A 20,610-nucleotide genomic window follows, 5' to 3' on the forward strand; every position below is an offset into this window, starting at 1 on the left:
ATGAAAGCGGTTTCACATGACGGGAGAGCTCCGAAGAGAAGAGCACAGGGCGCAGACGCGGGGAGGAGCAGAGCAGTCTGCTCCTTGATAACGGTCCTGAGAAACGGAATGTTTCTGCAACAGACCGCGCAGGTTGGAACATGACGTGCGAAGGTAAAGGGAAAGCGTGCGTCATTTGTCGAGGGAGATTTTTCTGTGCCATAGCTGGGGAGGGCGCGTCTTCCGGCCGTGATGGCGGAGGCAAAAAAGGTCGAAGACATCGTGCCGAAAAGAAGTTTGTTCAGGAAAACGCTAGACTTCTCCAGAAGATGACACGGCATCCGGAGAAAAACGCCGGAGCGGCAGGAACAGGTCATATTCTGTCCATGCACCTGTGGACGGTCCTCGTCATCGCGCTGGTTCGGATGATTTTTTCTGCTATCATTCGCAGCGGAAACAGGAAAAAGGCAGGAATTGCGGAGGAAAAATTGCCGACGGCATGCCCGCGGAGCATTCGCACTCTTGCCGATGTCGTCGAAGACGGCACGACGGCGGCAGACGTCGCCCCGGAGGCCGCGAAAGGCGTCAACATCAATCATTGACCGAGGAGAGTTCATGGATCGCTTTGTTTACATACACGGATTTAATAGCAGTGCGCGGAGTCTTTCCGGTCAGAAGCTGAGCGATCTGCTGAACGCAAAAGTGATCTGCCCCGAGTACGACTATGCCCGACCGTTTTCTGAATGCATGGCTTCCATTCGGCGTCAGATTGTCGAAGCTGTGGACGAAAACAACGACAGAATATGCGTCATGGGCTCTTCTCTCGGCGGTTTTTATGCCCTGCAGCTGAGACTGCCGTCCATCATGCACGTCGTGGCATGGAATCCCGTGGTGTTTCCTGCGTTGCAGCTTGCGCAGTTTCTCGGCCGCAATACGCGCTTCAGCGACGGGCAGGAATGGGAGTTTACCCGAAGCATAATGCTGAGCTACGCCCAGAGCCCCGATCCCCGTCCGTGGCGGAATGAAATGTGGTTTCGGGAAGAGCGTCGGGAGCGCGGCATGACGAATGACGCGTCCTGCGAGAGGATCGATCATGAGCGGGCGTTTTCGAGCTGCGCCGGAGAAAGAACGGCGATGTCGGCCGGAGCTTCGGTCCTGCAGGATGGGCCGGACGTGCCTCGCCGGGACATTTTCCTCGGCGACAGCGATGACGTGCTGGATGCCGATCTCACGCGCGCCTTCTGGCAGCACAGCGCCGTGCTTCACGATATTGTTTCCGGGCATCAGATTGTTGACTATTCGCATGCCGAAGCATTGCTGAAGAAAGGCAAGCTGCTGAACGATTTTTCGGACTGGAAGGCGGGCGAAGAGTGGTGCGTGCCGTTTCTGAAGGGCGGAGCGTTCAGCATGGCCGCCTTTTTCGAGCCCGGGGAGGATATGGAAAACGTGTGCAGACTGCTCAGCGTGGCCGAGGCGGACTATCTGGAGTTGCACGGGGAGAAGAACGGGGCTCCGCGTGATTTCCTGGGCGTGTTTTTTTATCCGAGGCATGAGGCCAGAATGAAAAGGCTGATCGCCGGTCTGGTGAGACATGGCGGAAAGAAGCGCTATCTGCTGCTCCGGGCAGATGGGCGTGTCTTGCGGCATCAGGTGGCGTCGAATTATCTGATGGACTCCGAAGTTCACGCGCGTCCTTCGGAGCGGAACGTGGCGGCGTTTCTTCGGAACGCGTTTCCGGGCTGGCAGGGAAAGACGCTGGAATGGCGCGAGCGCAGGAAGACAAGTTCCTTTAATCAGGCCGTGGCGCGTTCTCATTTTGCGGCGCTGTGGAGCAGGGAAGTCGATCCCGTGGAAGCGTTTGAACGCAGCGTTCATGCGGCGGATGGTCAGGAGGGGCGGAGGAATTAATCTGAAACTGCGTCGAAGATCCGTAACCATGCGTTGTTGCTCCGCCGAAGTGCAGGTCGGATACGACGGGGTGATGTCGTCTGCCTGGCGGACTGTGCGCTCGGCATGCGTCGGGAGCACAGTTTTTTTACCGGCGCGGCGCGAAACGCTCAAAAAGCACGGTGTGCCGTCATACCCGTCAACAGGCAGGGGGGATTCTCGGTAGCATCTCAAGTCGGTCTGGACTATCATGAGCAGGCATGCCGCAGTACTCATGCTTCGGCGCGCAGCGCGTATCGGAGTCCCCGGGGCGTTGTTGCTGCCCGCAGCATGATGGGCGGCGTCCGTTTTATGAGGAGAAACGCTGCCATGGCCATGATGATTCCGCCCGGTCCGCCCGGGGACGCCACCCTCGGAGAAAAGCGGCTTTACCGTCTTTTTGAAAAACTTCCCGTGCTTTTTACTGCCTGGATCAATCCTTCTCTTGATGGAGTCACGGCCGATCTCATTCTTTATGCGCCGAAGAACGGACTCATTGTCTTCGAGGTCAAGGATTGGACGCTGGATCAGGTGATTTCGGCGGACAGAAACGAGGTTCAGCTTCGTGTCGGCTGGGAGGTGGTGAAAAGGACCTGTCCTCTCGGCCAGACACGGATGTACCTGAACCGTCTGAAAGCCATGTTTCAGCGACCGGGAGAGAAGTTATTTCTGCTTCCGCTGCAGTGCGGCGTCGTGTTCCCAAACATGCGCCGAGCTGAATTTATGCATCGCCGGAGTCATGACGTGAGCATACAGGAGCTTGCCGACCCCGCAACCACGCTGTTCGGGGATGATCTTGACGCTCTGGAGCAGGCGCACGACAAAGGGGGCTTCTTTCAGCAGTTTCTTGACGTTCATTTTGCGCGGCCTTTTGCCTACGAGCACAGCGCCGGTCTTGTGCAGATCGTCAGGAAAAAACTGGGACAGAGCGTGATTGCAGCGCTTCCCGCCCGGGACTGGAAGCGGGAGGAAAAGACGCTTGTCGCACTTGACGAAGAACAGGAGCATCTGGCGCTTCAGCTGCCGGCTGGCCGACGTCTTCTTCGCGGTCCGGCGGGCAGCGGCAAGACGCTCGTTCTTGTCCGGAGGGCCGAGGAGCTTTTGAAAAAGGGCAAGGGCGGCCCCATACTGTTTTTATGCTATAATCATGCGTTCGCCGGGTATCTTCGCAGACTGCTTTCGGAAAAGGGTGTTCCTCTCGGCCCGGAAGGCGTGGACGTCGTGCCGGTGTTCGATCTCATGGCCCGCATGCTCGGCGGGCGTCTGGAGGAGAAGGCGCATTCCGAATACTATGAGACGATAGCGGATCTGGTGGTGGAAGAACTGGAAGCCGGAAGAGCGCTTCCCGGATCGTGGAGCGCCGTTCTTGTGGACGAAGCTCAGGATTTTTCCGCAAAGATGGTGCAGTTCGTCAAGCTGCTGCTTCCGCAGGGGGCCTCGCTGCTGGCGGCCATGGATGCGGATCAGCATTTGTACGAGAACAGCGCTCCCGATGCCTGGCGTGATATTCCCGGTATAAAGACGTTCACGCTGAAAAAGCGATATCGTTCCACGCGTCAGATCATGGCCTTTGCCGCAGACTGGCTTGATGCCGACGAGTACGTGTCCGACGAGACTCTCGGCGTTATGGAAGGAGAGATGCCGGAAGTCCGCCATGCTTCCGACAAGCAGGAGGCTGCCGCCTGGGCGGCCGCGGAACTGAGCGAGCGGCGACGGTCCGGTTTGTCTCAGGGGAATATGGCCGTGCTGTACGCCAAAACCGACGGCGATCTTCCGCAGCGGCTTTTGCGGGAGACGGCCCGGCTCGGCATGATGGCCGTATGGCCGGCGGAAGATACCAGAGCCAAGCGGCGCTATGACATCACGGTGGATTCCGTCACGATATCGACCATTCACAGCATGAAGGGCATGGATTTTGCGCACGTGACGCTGATTTTGCCGCGCAGTCTGGCACAGGGGCGGGAAAAGTCGCTTTTGAAGGATATCCCGGCCCGGCGCGACGCGTGGGAAAAGAGAAGAAAACAGCCGGGACAGGACGATCCCAAGAGCTGGCTGTTTCGAGCGCTTGTGTATGTCGGCATGACCCGGGCGAGGCAAAGCCTGTCGGTCATCTGGTATGAGGATGGGGCGAAAACGGCGACTCCGGACCACCGATAGATGTCCAGCCATTGGATGGTTGCCGCGATGCCGGGGGAGGCTCGGTTCGGTGGGGAGGCATAGGCATGCGCGATACTGCGGCAGGGCGCTGTGGGCAGCATGTTGCGGCCTCGACGTTTGCAGGGACGAAGGGTTCTTTCCCGGCAGGGGAGACCGACGTCAGGCGGCCTGACATGGAATATGGGGGGGGGGAGCGTTTCAGAAAAGCAGGGCCGTTACATGTATTGAAATGTCGTTACAGACCACGCCACTGCAAGAGAATGCGGCATCACTCGCGTCGTTTTGGCCTGTTCCGAGGGTATGGGAAAGAGGTCCGGAAGCTTGAATCTTAGTTTTTTATACGAGACAAATAATTAAAGTATTCCTTTAAGGATAACGAAGCATGTCGATGCCTGCCGGAGAGAAAAACAGCGGCCGGTCATTGTCTTTGAAAAAGTCCGGCAGAAATGCGGTTGAGCAGAACACGTTTTTGAGGCAGGGCGAAGGGACTTGCTTGACGAAAAATATTTTGATATCGAAATAAAAAACAGCGCAGGAGCGATCATGAAAAGTTATCCCGGTTTTTCCGTGTCCCCGTCGACGTCCCATACTCATCTGGAGAAGCGTCGCGTGGAACTGTCAAAGGGCGTATGGGCGTTTATCGGCTACAGTTCGTCGAATTTTGCGGCCATAGCATCGGAACACGGCTATATCATGGTGGATACGGGCGACAACGTGCCTCTGGTGCGTCAGGCTCGCAGGGAGATCGAAAGTCTGACGGCGGGACGTCTTCAGGGAATCGTGCTGACGCACAGTCACCTCGATCATCGATGCGGGGGCTCCGTGTTTCTCGAAGATGCGGGCGATGTGCCCATCTGGGGGCATTATGCCTTCGGCACGGAAGCGCGCGACGGCAAGGGGCTGGAAACGATACTTGGTCGGCGCACCCGTCGGCAGTTCGGCTTTGATATTCCGACGGCCATGTACACGCAAAACGCCATGCTTCCGCGTTTTGACGAAGAAGTTCCGGCCGTGCCGATTTCTCCCAACACTCCGGTGCAGGAAGGGCGCACGAAGCTTGACGTGGACGGAGTCACGCTGGAGCTGTACACGATTCCTACGGAGAGCGCAGACATGGTCGTGGTATGGCTGCCGGAACAGAAGGTGCTTTTCGGCGGCGACACGGCGTACGGCAGCTTTCCCAATCTTTATCCTTTGCGCGGCGGAGCTTATCGGGATGTGGAGCGTTGGGCGCGCGGCGTGCGCAGACTTATGGATTTCCCTGCGCAGGCTCTGCTGTGCGGGCACAATCTGGCGCTGTTTGGAGAGGAAATTTCTGATTTTCTGGAGCATTATGCGCAGGCTTTGGAATACGTTCATGCAACGACCATTCGCGGCATGAATGAAGGCATGGGCGTTGATGAACTGGCAGCGACCATAGAGCTGCCTGAAGAGCTGCGGGACTATCCGTATTTGAAAGAATTTTATGGTGCCGTGCCGTGGGCGGTACGAGCTGTTTTTGCCGCCAAGGTCGGCTGGTTTGACGGCAATCCCACGCATGTGATTCCCCTGACGCCGCGCGAGGAGGCGGAAAGGATGGCGCGCCTGGCCGGAGGTGAGGAGAAGCTCATGATGGCGGCCCGCGCAGCGCTGGCAGAAGGGGACTGGCGTTGGGCCTGCCGACTTGCGGACTGTCTGCTGGCTCTTGGAGCGGGGCATGAAGTCGAGCTTCTCAAGGCTGATGCCCTGGAAGCTCTCAGTCATGACATTCTGCCCATTACCGGCATTAATTATCTTCTCACCTGTGCTCTTGAATTGAGAAAAAACTAAGAGCCGCGTTATCGTGAGAGCATGTGAGAAGCGGCAGGCGCGAGGCTTCCCCTTTGGCGGCGTGATGTCGCTGCGGCAGTGCCGATGACACATGCCTATCCGAGAGGCCGGGAAGGCAAGACGTCCTGCACAGGGAAGCTTTTCCGCCTCTCGGAATTTGAATTTAAAGAGCAGGTGAGCTTTTTCGGTCTTCCGAGAGACGCCTGCCCATGCTGCCTGCGCCGGAGAATCCTTGGAAATCGGTTTTCATACGGGCTTCAGACGTATTTGAGGACGAGCGCCTGCAACAGGTCAGATATTTTCATCTGGAGCCTGACCGTCGTGTGCCGGCCACCGGCATTCGGTAAGCTCCATGTGGGTGAATACTGCCCGGAAAGAGGAATCTTCCGGGCTGCAGGCATAGACGCCGAAACGAATTTCATCCTTTGCGTCAAAGAGATGGCAGATGCGCATTTGATGAAAGACACTCCCGTCTTCAGAACATTCGATGCAGAAGTCGTCTTCTCTGCAGCTCAGACGGTACCACATGGACTTTACAGTTGCGGGAATTTCGGTGGTGGCCCAGTCGGAATATCCTCGATTCGTGACGACGCTGCCGAGATGCTGAAAAAACTCGTTTTCATACTCGACGGAAGCCTTCAGCCAGTTTTCGCTGTTCAGGTACAGCACTACGCCGCACTGATCAAAGCGATGCTTGCTTTCGGTAAATTCGGTTTTTACCGTAAAGGAAAAGAATTTTTCTTTTGTGGACATTTGAAGAACGGGCGCATTGTCATTGCGGAAATGATAATAGGTCCGCTGCCATAAATCCGTATGCGGCTTTGTCGTTATTTCGATGCGATCCTGCGAGACCTCGTAGTGCAGAGGCTCTCTTGTCCATTTCAGATGGGTGACGTCGAAGTTCATGTGCATGCCTCACAGCGATGGGAAAGAAGATTTTTTATACTGAAAGATGAGCCTGCGAAAATACGATACGGTGCTTTCGACAAGAGACAAGGCTCTGCTGAGGTCATCTATTTAAAGATAACAATGAGGGACCTTGTCGGCAAGCCTGTGCGGTGCATTTCCGATGACTGAGCGCCCTGTACTTGTTTTTTTGCGTTTTTTTTGACGCCAAAAAGACCGTCTTTGGATACATTAATGTTTTATAATTGGGAATAATTCTCGATTATAGAGGCATGTCCGGATGCCGGTAAGGCGGGCAACGGGGCTCGCGGGATGACCTGCTTTTACTAGTATTGTCATTTCTACAAAAATGGGAATCACACAATTTTCGAAATAGTATTGTGAAATTGAATACATATGTGAAAGCACATGACTGTGAATGCTGTTTTCTGCGTTCGTGATTCTTTTAAGAAGCGCTAAAACTGATGAAGGTGATATTGCTCCGCATAGGCCGTGGACTCCCGGGCCTTGTCCAGAAGCCAGTTGTGGAAGGCCCGCACCTTGGGACGCAGTATGCTCTTGTGTGTGGTGAGAATGTAATAGGTTTGCGGGGCAGGGAAGACAAGATTGAAGGGAACGATGAGTTCCCCTTTATGCAGCGCTTCCCGGAGCAGCCATTCGCGTCCCAAGGCCACGCCGAAGCCCTGTTTTGCGGCAATGATGGTCAGTTCCGCTCTGTCGAAGCTGTAGCCGGAGTGGAGCGGCAGGCCCGTAATTCCGGCCCACTTGCTCCAGATTTCCCAGCCCAGATAGTAGGGAAGGTTTGCCGCATTCGATGTTTCGTGGATCAGCGTGCAGTTCTTCAATGCCTCCGGATGTTCTATCAGATTATGCTCCAGCGCGTATTCCTTGGTGCAGACGGGCATGAGCTTGTCGCTGAGCAGCGGCGTGGCGTGCAGTCCTGAGGAAATGGATTCTCCGCAGTAGATGGCAAGATCCAGATTTCTGTCCTGTTTTTCAAGACCGAGAGGCGTGTTGTCGCTCAGTATGTGCAAAATGATCTCCGGATGCCGGTCTCGGAAGTCGTTCAGACGAGGCAAAAGCCAGCAACCGGAGATGGAAGGGGCACAGGCGATGAACAGATCTCCTCTGGATTCTTCTTTTTTAATGTTTTTGATGGCCTCATCTATCTGATTAAAACTGCTCTCCAGAGCATTATAGAGCGTGTTTCCTTCTTCGGTGAGAATTATTTTACGCGTCATCCTGTAAAAAAGTGGGAAACCAAGTTCTTGTTCAAGACTGTGAATGCGATGACTCACGGCACTTTGGGTAATGCAGAGCTCTTCAGAAGCCTTTGTGAAACTCAAGTACTTTGCTGTCACAAGAAAAGTATACAAAAATTGATTTGACAGCGAAAAATTATTGCTCATTGAATCAGCGCTCCTTGGCAATAGTGGCAGGAAATACCCTGCATGAAGATAAAATTATACGTTCAGGCTAGAGCATTTATCCCAATTTTTCATATAATATATTGAATTTATTTATTATATTTATATAATTTCAATGCCGTCGTCATGGGGTGTTGCACTCACAACTTTTTTTCTTTTTCGTGTTATTCTGTCGATGTCGGCCCCGGGATAATTTTGAATTTCTCATATCGATTTTTGTCATATACATAAATTTGATTAATGTATAGATGAAAAATCTTAGCTTGATAATAAAAGTTCATTTTTCTAAATAATAACGTATGGCATAAGTTTAGTCATTTTTTTAGGTAGTTGACGACTTATCGCCGGATTCGGAAGAGGTTGTTAAGAAGGTCTTCATCGAAAAATCACCTTGAGATATGTTGTCATGGAGAAATGAAAATGAGCAGTTCCGTCTTGTTTACTCCTATAAAAATCAATAGGATGACTTTGAAAAACCGCATCGTCATGCCGGCCATGGCTTCCTATCATGCCGCCGTCAACGGTGAGGTGACGGATAAGCTTATTCGATATCATGCTGAACGCGCCAAAGGCGGTGCGGCCATGAATATCGTTGAAGCAACGTATGTGGCGCGGAGCGGAAACAGCTTCGATCTGGGACTTGGTATTTCCGACGACTTCATGATTAAAGGACTTTCCAAATTGACGGAAGCCGTGCATCAGTATGACGGCAAAATTGCCATTCAGCTGCAGCACGGCGGTCGCTTCGGCAATCCCCCCACTTCCGGCAAGCCCCGCATGCTTGTATCCATGATTCCCGGTCTTGCTCCTTCGGAAAATGCCCGCGTCATGGACGCCGGCGATATCGAAGAGCTCGTGGAAGCCTATGCCCGTGCCGCGGGCAGAGCCGTTGAGGCCGGTTTCGACGCCGTCGAGCTGCACGGTGCGCATGGCTACCTTATTAATCAGTTCCTCTCTCCGCTGACTAACCGTCGCGACGACTGCTACGGCGGTTCTCTGGAAAATCGTCTGCGCTTCCCGCTGGAAGTACTTGCCGCCGTTCGCAAGCAGGTCGGCGACGATTATCCCGTGCTTTTCCGCTTCAGCATGATGGAGTTCATGCCCGGCGGCATCGACATGGATCAGGCTGTCTCCATTTGCCGCGCCATGACCGATCACGGCGTGGACATGCTGAATCTTTCCATCGGCATCGGTGAATCCGTGGAATACATCATTCCGCCGGCCAGTGTGCCGGACGGCTGGAATGCGGACAGAGCCGCAGTCATCAAGAACGCCATCGGCTCCCGCATTCCCGTGGCGGTTGTCGGCCGCATCTGCAACCGTAGAACGGCGGAATCCATCGTCGACTCCGGCAAGGCGGACATCGTAGCCATGGGCCGGGCCCTTTTGGCCGATCCCTTCCTGCCGAAGAAGCTGGCGGAAGGACGCGATGAGGAAATCCTTCCCTGCATCGGCTGCAACGAAGGCTGCACCGGAATGCTCAATGAGTGTCGTCCCATCTCTTGCGCCGTGAATCCCCGCACCGGATATGAGGGCGATTACCCCATGGACCCGGCCGCCGTTTCCAAGATCATTGCCGTCGTCGGCGGCGGCCCTGCCGGCTGTGAAGTGGCGCTCACCGCGGCCTGTCGCGGACACAAGGTCGTGCTGTTTGAGGCCGGTTCCCGTCTGGGCGGTCTGGCCAATGTGGCGGCGCTTCCTCCGGGAAAGGGCGTGTATGCGACGCTGGGAGCCTATTATGCCGGAGCTCTTGCCCGGGCCGGAGTGGATGTGAGACTGAACACCCGTGCCGACGTTGAGACTCTGCGGGCCATGCATGCGGATCATATCGTGGTGGCTACGGGCGGGGTGCCCATTGTGCCGGGATTCTGCCGTGGCGCGGAATATGTGCTTGCTCAGGACATTCTTGAAGCAAAAGTGCAGGCCGGAGCAAAGTGCCTTGTCATAGGCGGCGGCCTGGTGGGCAGCGAAACCGCGGAATTCCTTGCCGATCAGGGAAAGGCCGTCACCATCGTCGAACTGCGCGACACCATTGCCGCCGACATGGAATACAAGACCCGGCAGATGCTCATGCCGCGCCTTGCCGAACTTGGCGTGGTCAGCATGACGGAAACGGAAGTTCTTTCCGTCTGTGCAGGCGGGGAAGTGCGCGTGAAGACTCCCTACGTGGAAAAGACGCTCTCCGGTTTCGACACCATCGTCGTTGCCCTGGGCTACCGGCCCGACACGACGGTATGTTCCGAGCTGGCGGCCGCCGGTCTGGACTTCGTTCGCGTCGGCGATTGCAAGAAGGTTGGAAAAATCATCAACGGCGTCTGGGATGGTTTCCATATCGCATACAATTTCTAATACGACAGCCTGGAGCTAGTGTCTTCTGCTCCTGAACCATGAATGAACAGATTCCATGGTTCAGGATGCAGAAACAATAATAAATTATGAAGTCGGCATCTGAATAATACGGATCCTGGTGTTAGGAGGTGTTTATGTCGTTATCATTCAGTCGAGAATCACTAAAGCCAGTAGTCACTGTAGTTTCTATTATACTATGTGCTTTTCAGATATACTTCACTGGCGGTTTTGGTGTGACCGATACGCATATTCTACGAGGCACGCATCTCAGCCTCATCGCCATATTGACGTTCATGCTTATACCTCCTGTCAAGGTGAAGCCGGGAGAGAAGGAAAATCCTCTCTTTCTGGTTATGGATCTGGTGTTGATTGCGATTTCCATAGCCATCAATATTTATGTGTTTCAGCATGCGGAAGAGCTTGCAGAACGGCTGAAATATATCGATGAGGTGACGAATCAGGATATTTTCTACGGCACCTGCCTCATCATCGTCACGCTGGAAATCACCCGTCGCACGTCCGGCTGGGCGCTTGTCATCATCTCCGGCGCTTTCCTCGCCTACGGCATATGGGGACAGTATATGCCCGGCGGCCTCTCGCACAACGGCATTTCCTACGACAGACTCATTGAACAGCTCTTTCTGCTGACCGACGGCATCTACGGCGTGCCTCTGGGCGCTGCGGCAGGCATGATCTTTGCCTTCGTCATGTTCGGCGCATTCCTTGAATGCTCGAACATGAGCTCGGTGTTCATGTCGCTTTCCTGCCTGCTGACCCGCAACGCCAAGGGCGGCCCCGCCAAGGTGGCTATTTTTGCCTCGGCTCTTTTCGGCACCATCAATGGTTCCGCGGCTTCCAACGTGTACGGCACTGGCACGTTCACCATTCCGCTCATGAAGAAGGTCGGCTATGCGCCGCACTTCGCCGGCGCCGTGGAAGCCGTGGCCTCCACCGGCGGTCAGATGATGCCCCCCATCATGGGCGCGGCCGCCTTCATCATGGCCGACGTGGTCGGTGTGAGCTATCTCACCATCGCCAAGGCAGCGCTGATTCCTTCCATTCTCTACTACTTCACGCTGTACGTCTGCATCCATCTGGAAGCCGTGCGCAAGAACATGGGCACCATTCCCGCCGAAATGGTTCCCCAGACGTCCGAAGTGGTTCGTCGTCTCTACTACATGTTCCCGCTGGTGTTCCTCATCACCATCCTTCTGATGGGACGCAGCATCATCGCGTGCGCCTTCTATGGCACGCTGAGCATCATCGCCCTCAGCGTGTTCAGAGAAGAAACCCGCTTCACCTGGAAGCGCTTCCTGTACGCCCTTGAGCTTTCCGCGAAGAACTCCCTCATGGTGTCCGCAAGCTGCGCCTGCGCCGGCATCATCATCGGCATCGTGTCGCTCACCGGCATCGGCTACAAGTTCATCCTCGTCATCACGGAATTTGCCGACGGCAACCTGCTGCTCCTGCTTGTTCTGCTCATGTTCACCTGCATCGTACTCGGCATGGGCCTTCCTACCGCGCCCGCGTACATCATCGTGGCCACTCTTGGAGCTCCCGCCCTCATGAAGGTGGGCGTCCCCGCGGTGTCTGCCCATATGTTTGTGTACTTCTACGCCATCTTGTCGGTCATCACGCCACCGGTATGTCTGGCCGCCTACGCCGGTGCGGCCATAGCAGAGGCAAACGCCATGGAGACCGGCGTAACATCCATGAAGCTCGGCATTGTGGCGTTTGTGGTGCCGTTCATGTTCGTGTTTGAACCTGCGCTTCTCATGGAAGGCTCCTGGACGGAAATCGGCATTGCCGCGGCCTCGGCCATCGTCGGCGCCATCAGTCTTGCCGGCGGACTCCAGAACTGGCTCGTCTGCCGCTGCTACATCTGGGAACGGCTTATTCTTGTCCTTGGCGGTCTGATGCTGCTTTACCCCGGCGTGCTGACCGACATGGCCGGACTGGGCTGCCTTGCCCTGGTGTTCCTGCTTCAGAAAATACGCACGCGCAAAATCTGCGCCGCGTAAGGTCATACCGTCCATTCATCTCTAAATTTGGAGGATCCTATGCGTAAACTGTTGACTGCCGCCGTCATGATGCTCTCGGTCACCATGCTCCCGTTTGCCGGGCACGCAGCCGAAAAGACCAAGCTGACTGCCGTTTCCGGCCCCGTCTCCGGCGGCTGGTACCTTGGCATGGGGCTTGTGGCAAAGGCCTTCACGGATGCCAATCCGAACTATGAAGTGACCATGCTGCCCGGCAGCTCCATGTCGAACGTGGCCCTGCTGGAACAGAGAAAGGCAGATATCGGCATCGGCATGCATCCTACCGATCTTGCCGCCATCGAAGGTCGTGCCCCGTTCAAGAAGACCTATTCCAATATTTCCGCCATCGTCAATCTTAACGACACCGCGCCTCTGCATTTCGTCGTTACCAAGGAATCCGGCATTACCTCCATCGAGCAGATCGTGAAGCAGAAGATGCCCATCCGTCTGTCTCACGGCGCGGTTGGCAGCTCCGAACACACCTACTTCGGCTGGGTGCTTGAAGCCTACGGCGCCTCCTACAAGGACATCAAGAGCTGGGGCGGCAAGCTGTACAACAACAATTTCGACGACGTCGTCAACATGATGAAGGACGGCCAGCTCGACGCCATCGTCTGGGTCGGCCCCGGCGAATCCTGGTTCTTCACCGAACTCGTGCAGTCCGTGGATCTCGTGTGGCTGCCCATCGACAAGAAGGTCATCGACACCGTGTCCAAGAAGTTTGGTCTGTATCCCGGCACCATTCCCGCCAACCTGTTCAAGGGCCATGTCGGCAAGAATATCGACACCGTGGCCACCTGCAATGAAATCATTGTCCGTTCCGACATGGATGAAGATGTCGCCTACAACATCACCAAGGCCTTCATCACCAACATCGACGATATCCGCAAGGGCAATGCGGCCTGGGCCAACTGCTCGGCTGAAAAGGCCGGTCTGGACACCGGTGCTCCTCTGCATCCCGGCGCCGCCCGCTACTACAAGGAAGCCGGTCTGATCAAATAACTCACAACATCCGCGGGGAGTTTTTCAACTCCCCGTCACAAAAAGGAGTACTTCTCATGATTATTGATTTCCGTGCCCGTCCTCCGTATAAGAGCTATCTTAATCTGAGCCTTTACAAGCCCTGGCGTCCGCTTCCTGCCGATCCTGCCGAATGGGGAGCCTTTGAGCTGGGCCGCGAACCCAACGTCACTGCCGACGCCCACGACATGGATGCCTTCATCAAGGAAATGGACGACAACGGCATCGTGAAGGCCGTGCTCATGGGGCGTCATGCCGACGACTTCGGCGTGGTGGACAACAAGGACCTGTATGAGCTGACGCAGAAGTATCCCGGTCGCTTCATTCCCTTCGCCGGCATTGATCCCTGTGATCCCGACGCCGTGGAAGAAGTGGAACGCTGCCTCTCGCAGTGGGGTTTCAAGGGCATCAGCGTCGATCCCGGCTGGCTCAATCCTCCGCTTATGGGCGACGATCCCGTCTTCACTCCCATTTATGACAAGTGCCACGAGCTCGGCGGCATTCTGGTCATGAGCGTGAGCGCGGCTCTCGGCCCGGATCTCACCTATTCCGATCCGGTCATCGTGCAGCACGTTGCCAACCGTTATCCCGACATGAAGATTGTTGTGGCTCATGCCTGCTGGCCTCATGTTGAACGCATGCTCGCCGTGGCCATGCGTTGCCCCAACGTGTATCTGGTGCCGGACTGCTATGTGTACATCGACTGCATGCCTTTTGCCGACACCTATATCGAAGCCGCGAACTCCTTCCTGAAGTATCGCACGATCTTCGGCAGCACCTATCCTGAACGCAGCCTCAAGCAGACTATTGAAGGCTGGAAAAAGCGTCCTTGGGATCCTGAAGCTCTGGAACTTTCCCTTTACGGAAACGCCGCCCGGCTTCTTGGCATAGACTGATCTGAAGCAGGCCTTTCCCGGAGTATGACGACGGGAAGGGCCTGCCGGGTGGAAAAGCGTATTCTTCTCTGCTTGTACACGGATTAACATAAGAAATTTTCAGGCAACTTCTCAGAGAAGGATGTTGTGAAATGAGCACTCCTGTTTCGCTGACCCCTTTAAACATTCACACTCTTTCCATCCGAAACCGGTATGTCCTGCCCGGCATGGTGACGGACATGGCCGTGGACGGCGGATACGTTACGGAACGCCTGCTTGCCTACTACGAGGAACGGGCCAAAGGGGGAGTGGGACTGATAATTGTGGAAGCGACTTCCATTGACCAGTCTGGCAAGACGTTTCTTCATGGCCTTGACATCAGCGACGACCGTTTCATTCCCGGTCTTCGCAAGCTCACCGACCGGGTGCATGCCCACGGTGCGCGCATAGCCATACAGCTGCAGCACGGCGGTGGCCGGGCTCATCCCGAATATTCTCACATGGCGCGCCGGGTGTTCAGCGTCATTCCCGGCGTCTTTGAACCCGACAACGCTATCATTCTTGATGAAGCAGAGTTTTCCCGTCTGGCGGAAGCCTGGGCACAGGCCGCGGTGCGCGCTCGCAAGGCCGGATTCGATGCCGTGGAAATACACGGCGCGAGCGGATACCTGCTGGAACAGTCCGTGTCGGCGTTCACCAACAGGCGTACCGACGCCTACGGCGGCACGCTGGAAAAGCGTCTGCGTTTTCCTGCCGAAGTCATGCGCGCCGTTCGTCGCGCCGTAGGCGACGATTTTCCCATTCTTTATCGTCATACGTCCATTGAGGACGTGCCCGGCGGCAACGGCATAGATTTGGATACCACGCTGGCGTTGTGCGAAACTCTGGCCGACGCCGGTCTGAATGCCGTCGATATCACTGCGGGCATGCAGTATTGCTTCGAGCTCATGACGCCTCCAACCTGCATGCCCAAGGCATGGAACTCGGCCACGAGCCGAGCGGTCCGAGAGAAGCTGGGCGACAGGCTCAAGGTCATTCTCACCGGGCGCATTTCCGATCCGGAAACCGCGGAACGCGTGGTTTCCGAGGGGCTGGCGGATTTCGTCATCATGGGACGCGCCCTCATTGCCGATTCTCATCTGGTGGAAAAATTTGCTGCCGGCAGGGAAGAGGAAATCTGCCCCTGCGTCGCCTGCGGACAGGGATGTGTGGGCAATGCCGACAAGATGGTTCCCATCACCTGCGCGCTGAATCCTCTTTCCGGCAACGAGGCTTCTATGCCGTCTGTTCCCGCGGCGGAGCATCCGCGCCGCATAGTGGTGGTGGGAGCCGGACCTGCCGGGCTCATGGCGGCAGCCACGGCGGCGGAGCGCGGACACAGCGTCACGCTGCTTGAGCGTTCCGAAAAGGCAGGCGGTCAGATCAATCTTGCCGCCATTCCTCCGCATAAGAGCGATTTGCTTCGCATCGTCCGCTATTTCTACGGAAAGGCGAAGAGAGCTGGTGTGGACTTCCGCTTCTCCACGGAAGCGACGGTGGAAAATGTCGCCGCCCTGAAGCCCGACGCCGTGGTGGTGGCCGCGGGCAGCCGACCGGTGATTCCTCGTTTCTGCGCCTCCGTTCCCGATGCCGTGACGGCGCAGCAGGTTCTGCTCGGAGCCCCCTGCGGGGAAAAGGTGATCGTGCTCGGTGGCGGCCTCATCGGCTGTGAAACGGCGGAATTCCTTGCCGAGCAGGGAAAGTCGGTCACCATTGTGGAAATGCAGCCCCAGCTTGCCAAGGACATGGAGTGGTGCTCCCGTGTGCTTCTCATGCGCCGCTTGAAGGAGCTGAATGTGGAATGCCGCGCCGGCAACGAAATCCGCTCCATTGGTTCTGATCATGCTGTGACGGTGCGTCTGCCAAACGGCGCGGAAGAGGTGCTGGAAGGCTTCCAGAGCCTTGTCATCGCGGTGGGCTGTCGGCCCGATACGGAGCTGGCAGGAGTCTTGGCGGGGTCGCTGAAGTGTCCGTGCGTGTCGGTGGGAGATTGTGTGAAAACGGCCAAAATCATGGATGCCGTGCATAGCGGATTCCATGCAGCACTCGTCTTGTAACCCTTCTATTATCAAGGAGTTCATCATGCTTTTTGATTTCCGTATCCGTCCTCCCTTCAAGAGCTTCTTTACCACCGGCGGCATGTTCGGCGGACATCAGGGTTCCCATGATCCCGCGTACATTGATCCTTATGAAACGGGCAAGGATCCCATTCCGTCGGCCGACAAGGGTGACATGGACCTGTTCATGCAGGAAATGGAGGCCAACGGCATCGACAAGGCCGGCATCATCGGCCGCAACTGCGGCCCCAACGGATTCGTGGACAATGCCGACATCTATGAATTCATCAAAAAGGATCCCAATCGTTTCTTCGGCTTCGCCGGCATTGATCCCAACAGTCCCGACGCTGTGGATGAAGTGACCCGCTGCATCAGAGACTGGGGCTTCCGCGGCATCAGCCTGGAAGTGGGCTGGTGCTCTCCCTCTCTGAAGCCTGACGATCCCATCATTGATCCCGTCTATGAGAAGGTCAACGAACTCGGCGGCATCACCCTGATTTCCCTGAGCTTCTGCTATGGTCCGGATCTGACTTATTCCGATCCCATCACCATTCAGCATGTGGCCAAGAAGTATCCGAACATGAAGATATGCGTATCGCACGGCGGCTGGCCGCAGGTTCAGAGCATGCTGGCCGTGGCTCTGCGCTGCCCCAACGTGTATCTCATGCCCGACTGCTATCTGTACATCCCCGGATGGCCCTATGCGCAGGACTATGTCAAGGCCGCCAACACCTTCCTGAAGTACCGCACGCTGTACGCCAGCGCCTATCCTCTGCGCGGCTTCGCTCAGTGCTACAAGGGATGGTGCAGTCAGCCTTTCGAGCCTGATGCGCTCAAGGCCAATCTGTATGACAATGCGGCTCGTCTGCTTGGCCTGTAACAGCCTTTAACGTGCAGCAGTTGGGGCTTCCCATACGGTTTAAAAGTTACTGGGGAGGGTATTCATACCCTCCCCAGTAACGCACAGACACTTTTTCATGCTGTGGAGACGTTATGCCGAAGAAATCAGTGTCTCCTCTGAAAGTATGCCTTTGTTTGGCCCTGCTGTACTTTTCCTGGGGGGGAAGTTTTTTAGGTACGAAGTTTGTGCTGACGAGTTTTCCGCCGATTTTTCAAGGTGGAATTCGGCTGTGTACCGCCGGAGCTCTGCTTCTCTTTGTGCTTTCTTTTACCAGTCACGGCAGAATTTCCGGTCTGAAGGAGCTGTTCCATTACTGGAACATGGCTTTCTTCATCATGTTTCTTAACAATGTTTTTCAGGCTTTGGGACAGCAGAGCGTCCCCTCCGGTGTAGCCGCCATGCTTTACGGCAGCATTCCTCTGGCCATGGTTCTGGGCGGCTGGCTGATGCTGGGAGATAACAGACCATCCCTGCTTCAATGCGTGGGCATCGCAGGAGCTACCATGGGGATGGCGCTGCTTTCCTTCGGGGGAAACGACGATCAGCAGGCCGACATTTCTCTTTCCGGCGTGCTGCTGCTTATGGTGGGTGTGCTCAGTTTCGTTCTGGGGTCTCTGTACGCCAGATATTTTCTCCAGAATTCCAGGCTTTCTCTGTTCAGCAGCGTTGCACTGGTCATGTTCTTTGGCGGCGTGCAGTCGCTGGCGGCAAGCTGGATTATGGGAGAAAAGGTGAATTTGGATGCCGTAACGCCCGAAGCCTGGTATGGCATGATTTTCCTGACGCTGTTTACCAGCATTCTGGGATACGGCTGTTATTACTGGCTGCTGGCCAATACGCGGACCATTGTTGCTGTTTCTTTTGCCTACATTGATCCCGTTATTGCCGTGGTGCTGGGCGCACTTTTTGCCGGAGAAGCCGTAACCCTGCGTATCGTGTTTGCCTGCGCGCTGATCGTTGGCGCCGTAGTGTGCGTTTTTTCCAACAGCACCGGTCAAGGTTCCTCATCCCGGTCCCGCAAAAGAGCGTTGAAGAACGTGCCGATTCGGACCGCAAGGACAAACAATCTATAATTATATCAGAAGGATACAGATATGTCCAATAATGCTCCCATTGCTCAGGCTGACAGAATGGTCAACGCTCCGCTTTCCAAGATCCGCGAGGTCATTGCCTATGCCGGCAAGTTGGAAGCGCAGGGGAAGAGAATCGTTCATCTGGAAATCGGCGAACCGGACTTCAATACGCCTGATCACATCGTCCGCGCCTGCAAGAAGGCCATGGATGAAGGAAAGATGCACTACGGACCGGTGACCGGCATAGCCGAACTCCGGGCTGCCGTGGCAGCGCATTACAATAAGCTGTACGGAAGCAGCTATACTCCTGATGAGGTCATCATCACCACGGGCGTGGAACAGGGGATATTTCTGTCGATGAACGCCTATCTGAATCCGGGCGACGAAATCCTGGTTCCTGATCCCGGATATCTTTGCTATTTTACGCTGCCTCATATTGCCGGGGCAGAAGCCGTTTCCTATCCGCTTGATGAGAAGGATGACTTTCAGCTGAAGGCGGAAGAGCTGGAAAAGCTGGTTACGCCGCGCACCAAGGCCATTCTGCTCAATTCGCCTTCCAATCCCTGCGGCTCCATGCTGGACGAGAGCTCCCTGCGCATTGTGGCGGATCTGGCCGAACGGCATAATCTGCTTGTGATATCCGATGAAGTGTATGCCGACATGGTGTACGGCGGAAAGAAATACTGCAGCGCTGCGTCTCTGCCTTCTCTGAAGAAGCGTCTTATTGTGCTGCATGGTTTTTCCAAGTATTTCGCTATGACGGGCTGGCGTCTGGGGTATCTCTTGTGCGACCGCGCTCTGATCGATCCTCTTATGCGTCTGAACTTCTACAATCTGTCGTGCCCGAATACGTTCATTCAGTATGCAGGTCTTGCAGCGCTCACGGAAGATGATGCCCCGTCCCGCGCCATGATCCGGGAATATGAGAATCGCCGCAACTACATGGTGGAAGCCCTCAACACCTTGCCCGGCTGCTCCTGCCGCATGCCCGACGGCGCGTTCTACATCTTTATGAATATCGTGAACACCGGAATGACGGCGGATGAGTTCTGCCGTCTCATGATCGATGAGGCCGGTGTATCGTTGACTCCCGGACATGTGTTCGGCTCCATGGGCAAGGACTTTGTGCGCGTGTCCTACGCCAATTCCATGGAAAATCTGAAGCTCGCCGTGTCGCTCATGCGTGAATGCCTGGAAAAGAAAGGAGTAGCAAAATGAGCATGTTTTCCCGCAAGCTTCAGGAAGGGCAGGGCGTCATAGGAACTTTCTGTCATCTCGGCGGAGCGCCTGTTGCGGAATGCCTGAGTCTGTCCGGTCTGGATTACGTCATCATTGATACGGAACATGGTCCTTTCACAGAAGAAAGCGTAGGCGAAATGATTCGCGCCATACAGCTGCATGCGGCCGAACCCTTCGTGAGGGTGAGAGACTCATCCCGGGCCGCGGTGCTGCATGCGCTCGATCTCGGTGCAAGAGGCATCATTGTGCCCAATGTGCAATCCGTGGAAGAGGCGGCCTCGCTGGTGGAATATGCCAAGTTTTATCCCAGAGGCTCCCGGGGATTCGCCTTTTCCAGAAGTGCATCCTTCGGTTTCGCCGAAGGGCTCGGCAATATTCAGGAATACTTCAATAAAACCAACGAATATACGCTTCTTCTGCCCCAGTGTGAAACAAAGGGCGCACTGGAGAGCATCGAAGACATTGTTGCCCTCGACGGCATAGACGGCATCTTTGTGGGCCCGTATGATCTTTCCGTGGCGCTTGGCATGCCTGCGCAGTTTGATGCTCCGGCTTTTCGTCAGGCCTTGGAACGCGTGCTCAATGCCTGCAAGAGTCATGGGAAGCTTGCCTTCCTGTATGCAAACTCCATGGCGGAAGCCAGACGCAGTTTCGAGCAGGGATATCAGGGAGCGGCGATAGGCGTAGATACCGCCTTCCTTGTGGCGGGGATCAAGCGCATGCTGAGTGAATAGCAAGAATGATGCTAACGACTATATAACTCTGGCCATATATAAATAAAAACACCTTTTCGATGCGGTGGGGTCGCTCATGT

15 protein-coding genes are annotated in these 20,610 nt (G+C 55.6%); 13 read left to right on the plus strand and 2 right to left on the minus strand.

What is annotated here, in order from left to right; translation table 11 throughout:
- The first annotated feature begins 308 nt into the window (after positions 1-308).
- From ABGT79_RS13315 to ABGT79_RS13330, 4 genes are all read left to right on the plus strand, one after another.
- Complete coding sequence (locus ABGT79_RS13315) at positions 309-581, plus strand: hypothetical protein (protein ID WP_346666586.1); 273 nt, start codon at positions 309-311, stop codon at positions 579-581.
- A 13-nt stretch (positions 582-594) separates the two neighbouring features.
- Positions 595-1,887 carry a YqiA/YcfP family alpha/beta fold hydrolase gene (locus tag ABGT79_RS13320; protein WP_346666587.1) on the plus strand — a complete coding sequence of 431 codons (1,293 nt, stop codon included), beginning with the start codon at positions 595-597 and terminating at the stop codon, positions 1,885-1,887.
- 348 nt (positions 1,888-2,235) lie between these two features.
- Complete coding sequence (locus tag ABGT79_RS13325; RefSeq protein ID WP_346666588.1) at positions 2,236-4,062, plus strand: DNA/RNA helicase domain-containing protein; 1,827 nt, start codon at positions 2,236-2,238, stop codon at positions 4,060-4,062.
- A gap of 543 nt (positions 4,063-4,605) precedes the next feature.
- Positions 4,606-5,871 carry an alkyl/aryl-sulfatase gene (locus ABGT79_RS13330; protein ID WP_346666589.1) on the plus strand — a complete coding sequence of 422 codons (1,266 nt, stop codon included), beginning with the start codon at positions 4,606-4,608 and terminating at the stop codon, positions 5,869-5,871.
- 291 nt (positions 5,872-6,162) lie between these two features.
- Here ABGT79_RS13330 and ABGT79_RS13335 read toward each other — a convergent pair whose 3' ends face one another.
- Both ABGT79_RS13335 and ABGT79_RS13340 read right to left on the minus strand, forming a co-directional pair.
- Complete coding sequence (locus tag ABGT79_RS13335; RefSeq protein WP_346666590.1) at positions 6,163-6,777, minus strand: DUF1349 domain-containing protein; 615 nt, start codon at positions 6,775-6,777, stop codon at positions 6,163-6,165.
- A gap of 455 nt (positions 6,778-7,232) precedes the next feature.
- Positions 7,233-8,186 carry a LysR substrate-binding domain-containing protein gene (locus tag ABGT79_RS13340; protein WP_346666591.1) on the minus strand — a complete coding sequence of 318 codons (954 nt, stop codon included), beginning with the start codon at positions 8,184-8,186 and terminating at the stop codon, positions 7,233-7,235.
- Between the two features lie 438 nt (positions 8,187-8,624).
- Between ABGT79_RS13340 and ABGT79_RS13345 the strand changes: the two genes are divergently transcribed.
- From ABGT79_RS13345 to ABGT79_RS13385, 9 genes are all read left to right on the plus strand, one after another.
- Complete coding sequence (locus tag ABGT79_RS13345; protein WP_346666592.1) at positions 8,625-10,553, plus strand: FAD-dependent oxidoreductase; 1,929 nt, start codon at positions 8,625-8,627, stop codon at positions 10,551-10,553.
- Between the two features lie 134 nt (positions 10,554-10,687).
- Positions 10,688-12,574: a TRAP transporter permease gene (locus ABGT79_RS13350; RefSeq protein WP_346666593.1), complete on the plus strand. Its 1,887-nt coding sequence runs from the start codon at positions 10,688-10,690 to the stop codon at positions 12,572-12,574.
- A gap of 39 nt (positions 12,575-12,613) precedes the next feature.
- A complete protein-coding gene (locus ABGT79_RS13355; protein ID WP_346666594.1) occupies positions 12,614-13,594 on the plus strand; it encodes a TAXI family TRAP transporter solute-binding subunit in 981 nt (326 codons plus the stop codon).
- Positions 13,595-13,650: 56 nt separating this feature from the next.
- On the plus strand, positions 13,651-14,508 hold the full coding sequence (locus ABGT79_RS13360) for an amidohydrolase family protein (RefSeq protein ID WP_346666595.1): 858 nt from the start codon (positions 13,651-13,653) through the stop codon (positions 14,506-14,508).
- A gap of 131 nt (positions 14,509-14,639) precedes the next feature.
- Positions 14,640-16,583 carry an FAD-dependent oxidoreductase gene (locus tag ABGT79_RS13365; protein ID WP_346666596.1) on the plus strand — a complete coding sequence of 648 codons (1,944 nt, stop codon included), beginning with the start codon at positions 14,640-14,642 and terminating at the stop codon, positions 16,581-16,583.
- 25 nt (positions 16,584-16,608) lie between these two features.
- A complete protein-coding gene (locus ABGT79_RS13370) occupies positions 16,609-17,463 on the plus strand; it encodes an amidohydrolase family protein (protein ID WP_346666597.1) in 855 nt (284 codons plus the stop codon).
- Between the two features lie 113 nt (positions 17,464-17,576).
- Positions 17,577-18,557, plus strand: coding sequence for an EamA family transporter (locus ABGT79_RS13375; RefSeq protein ID WP_346666598.1), 981 nt, complete (start codon positions 17,577-17,579; stop codon positions 18,555-18,557).
- 21 nt (positions 18,558-18,578) lie between these two features.
- Positions 18,579-19,775 carry a pyridoxal phosphate-dependent aminotransferase gene (locus tag ABGT79_RS13380; protein WP_346666599.1) on the plus strand — a complete coding sequence of 399 codons (1,197 nt, stop codon included), beginning with the start codon at positions 18,579-18,581 and terminating at the stop codon, positions 19,773-19,775.
- A complete protein-coding gene (locus ABGT79_RS13385; RefSeq protein ID WP_346666600.1) occupies positions 19,772-20,530 on the plus strand; it encodes an aldolase/citrate lyase family protein in 759 nt (252 codons plus the stop codon). The genes ABGT79_RS13380 and ABGT79_RS13385 overlap by 4 nt, the downstream gene beginning before the upstream one ends.
- Positions 20,531-20,610 lie beyond the last annotated feature (80 nt).

The organism is uncultured Mailhella sp., from assembly GCF_963931295.1.
Lineage (GTDB): Bacteria > Desulfobacterota > Desulfovibrionia > Desulfovibrionales > Desulfovibrionaceae > Mailhella.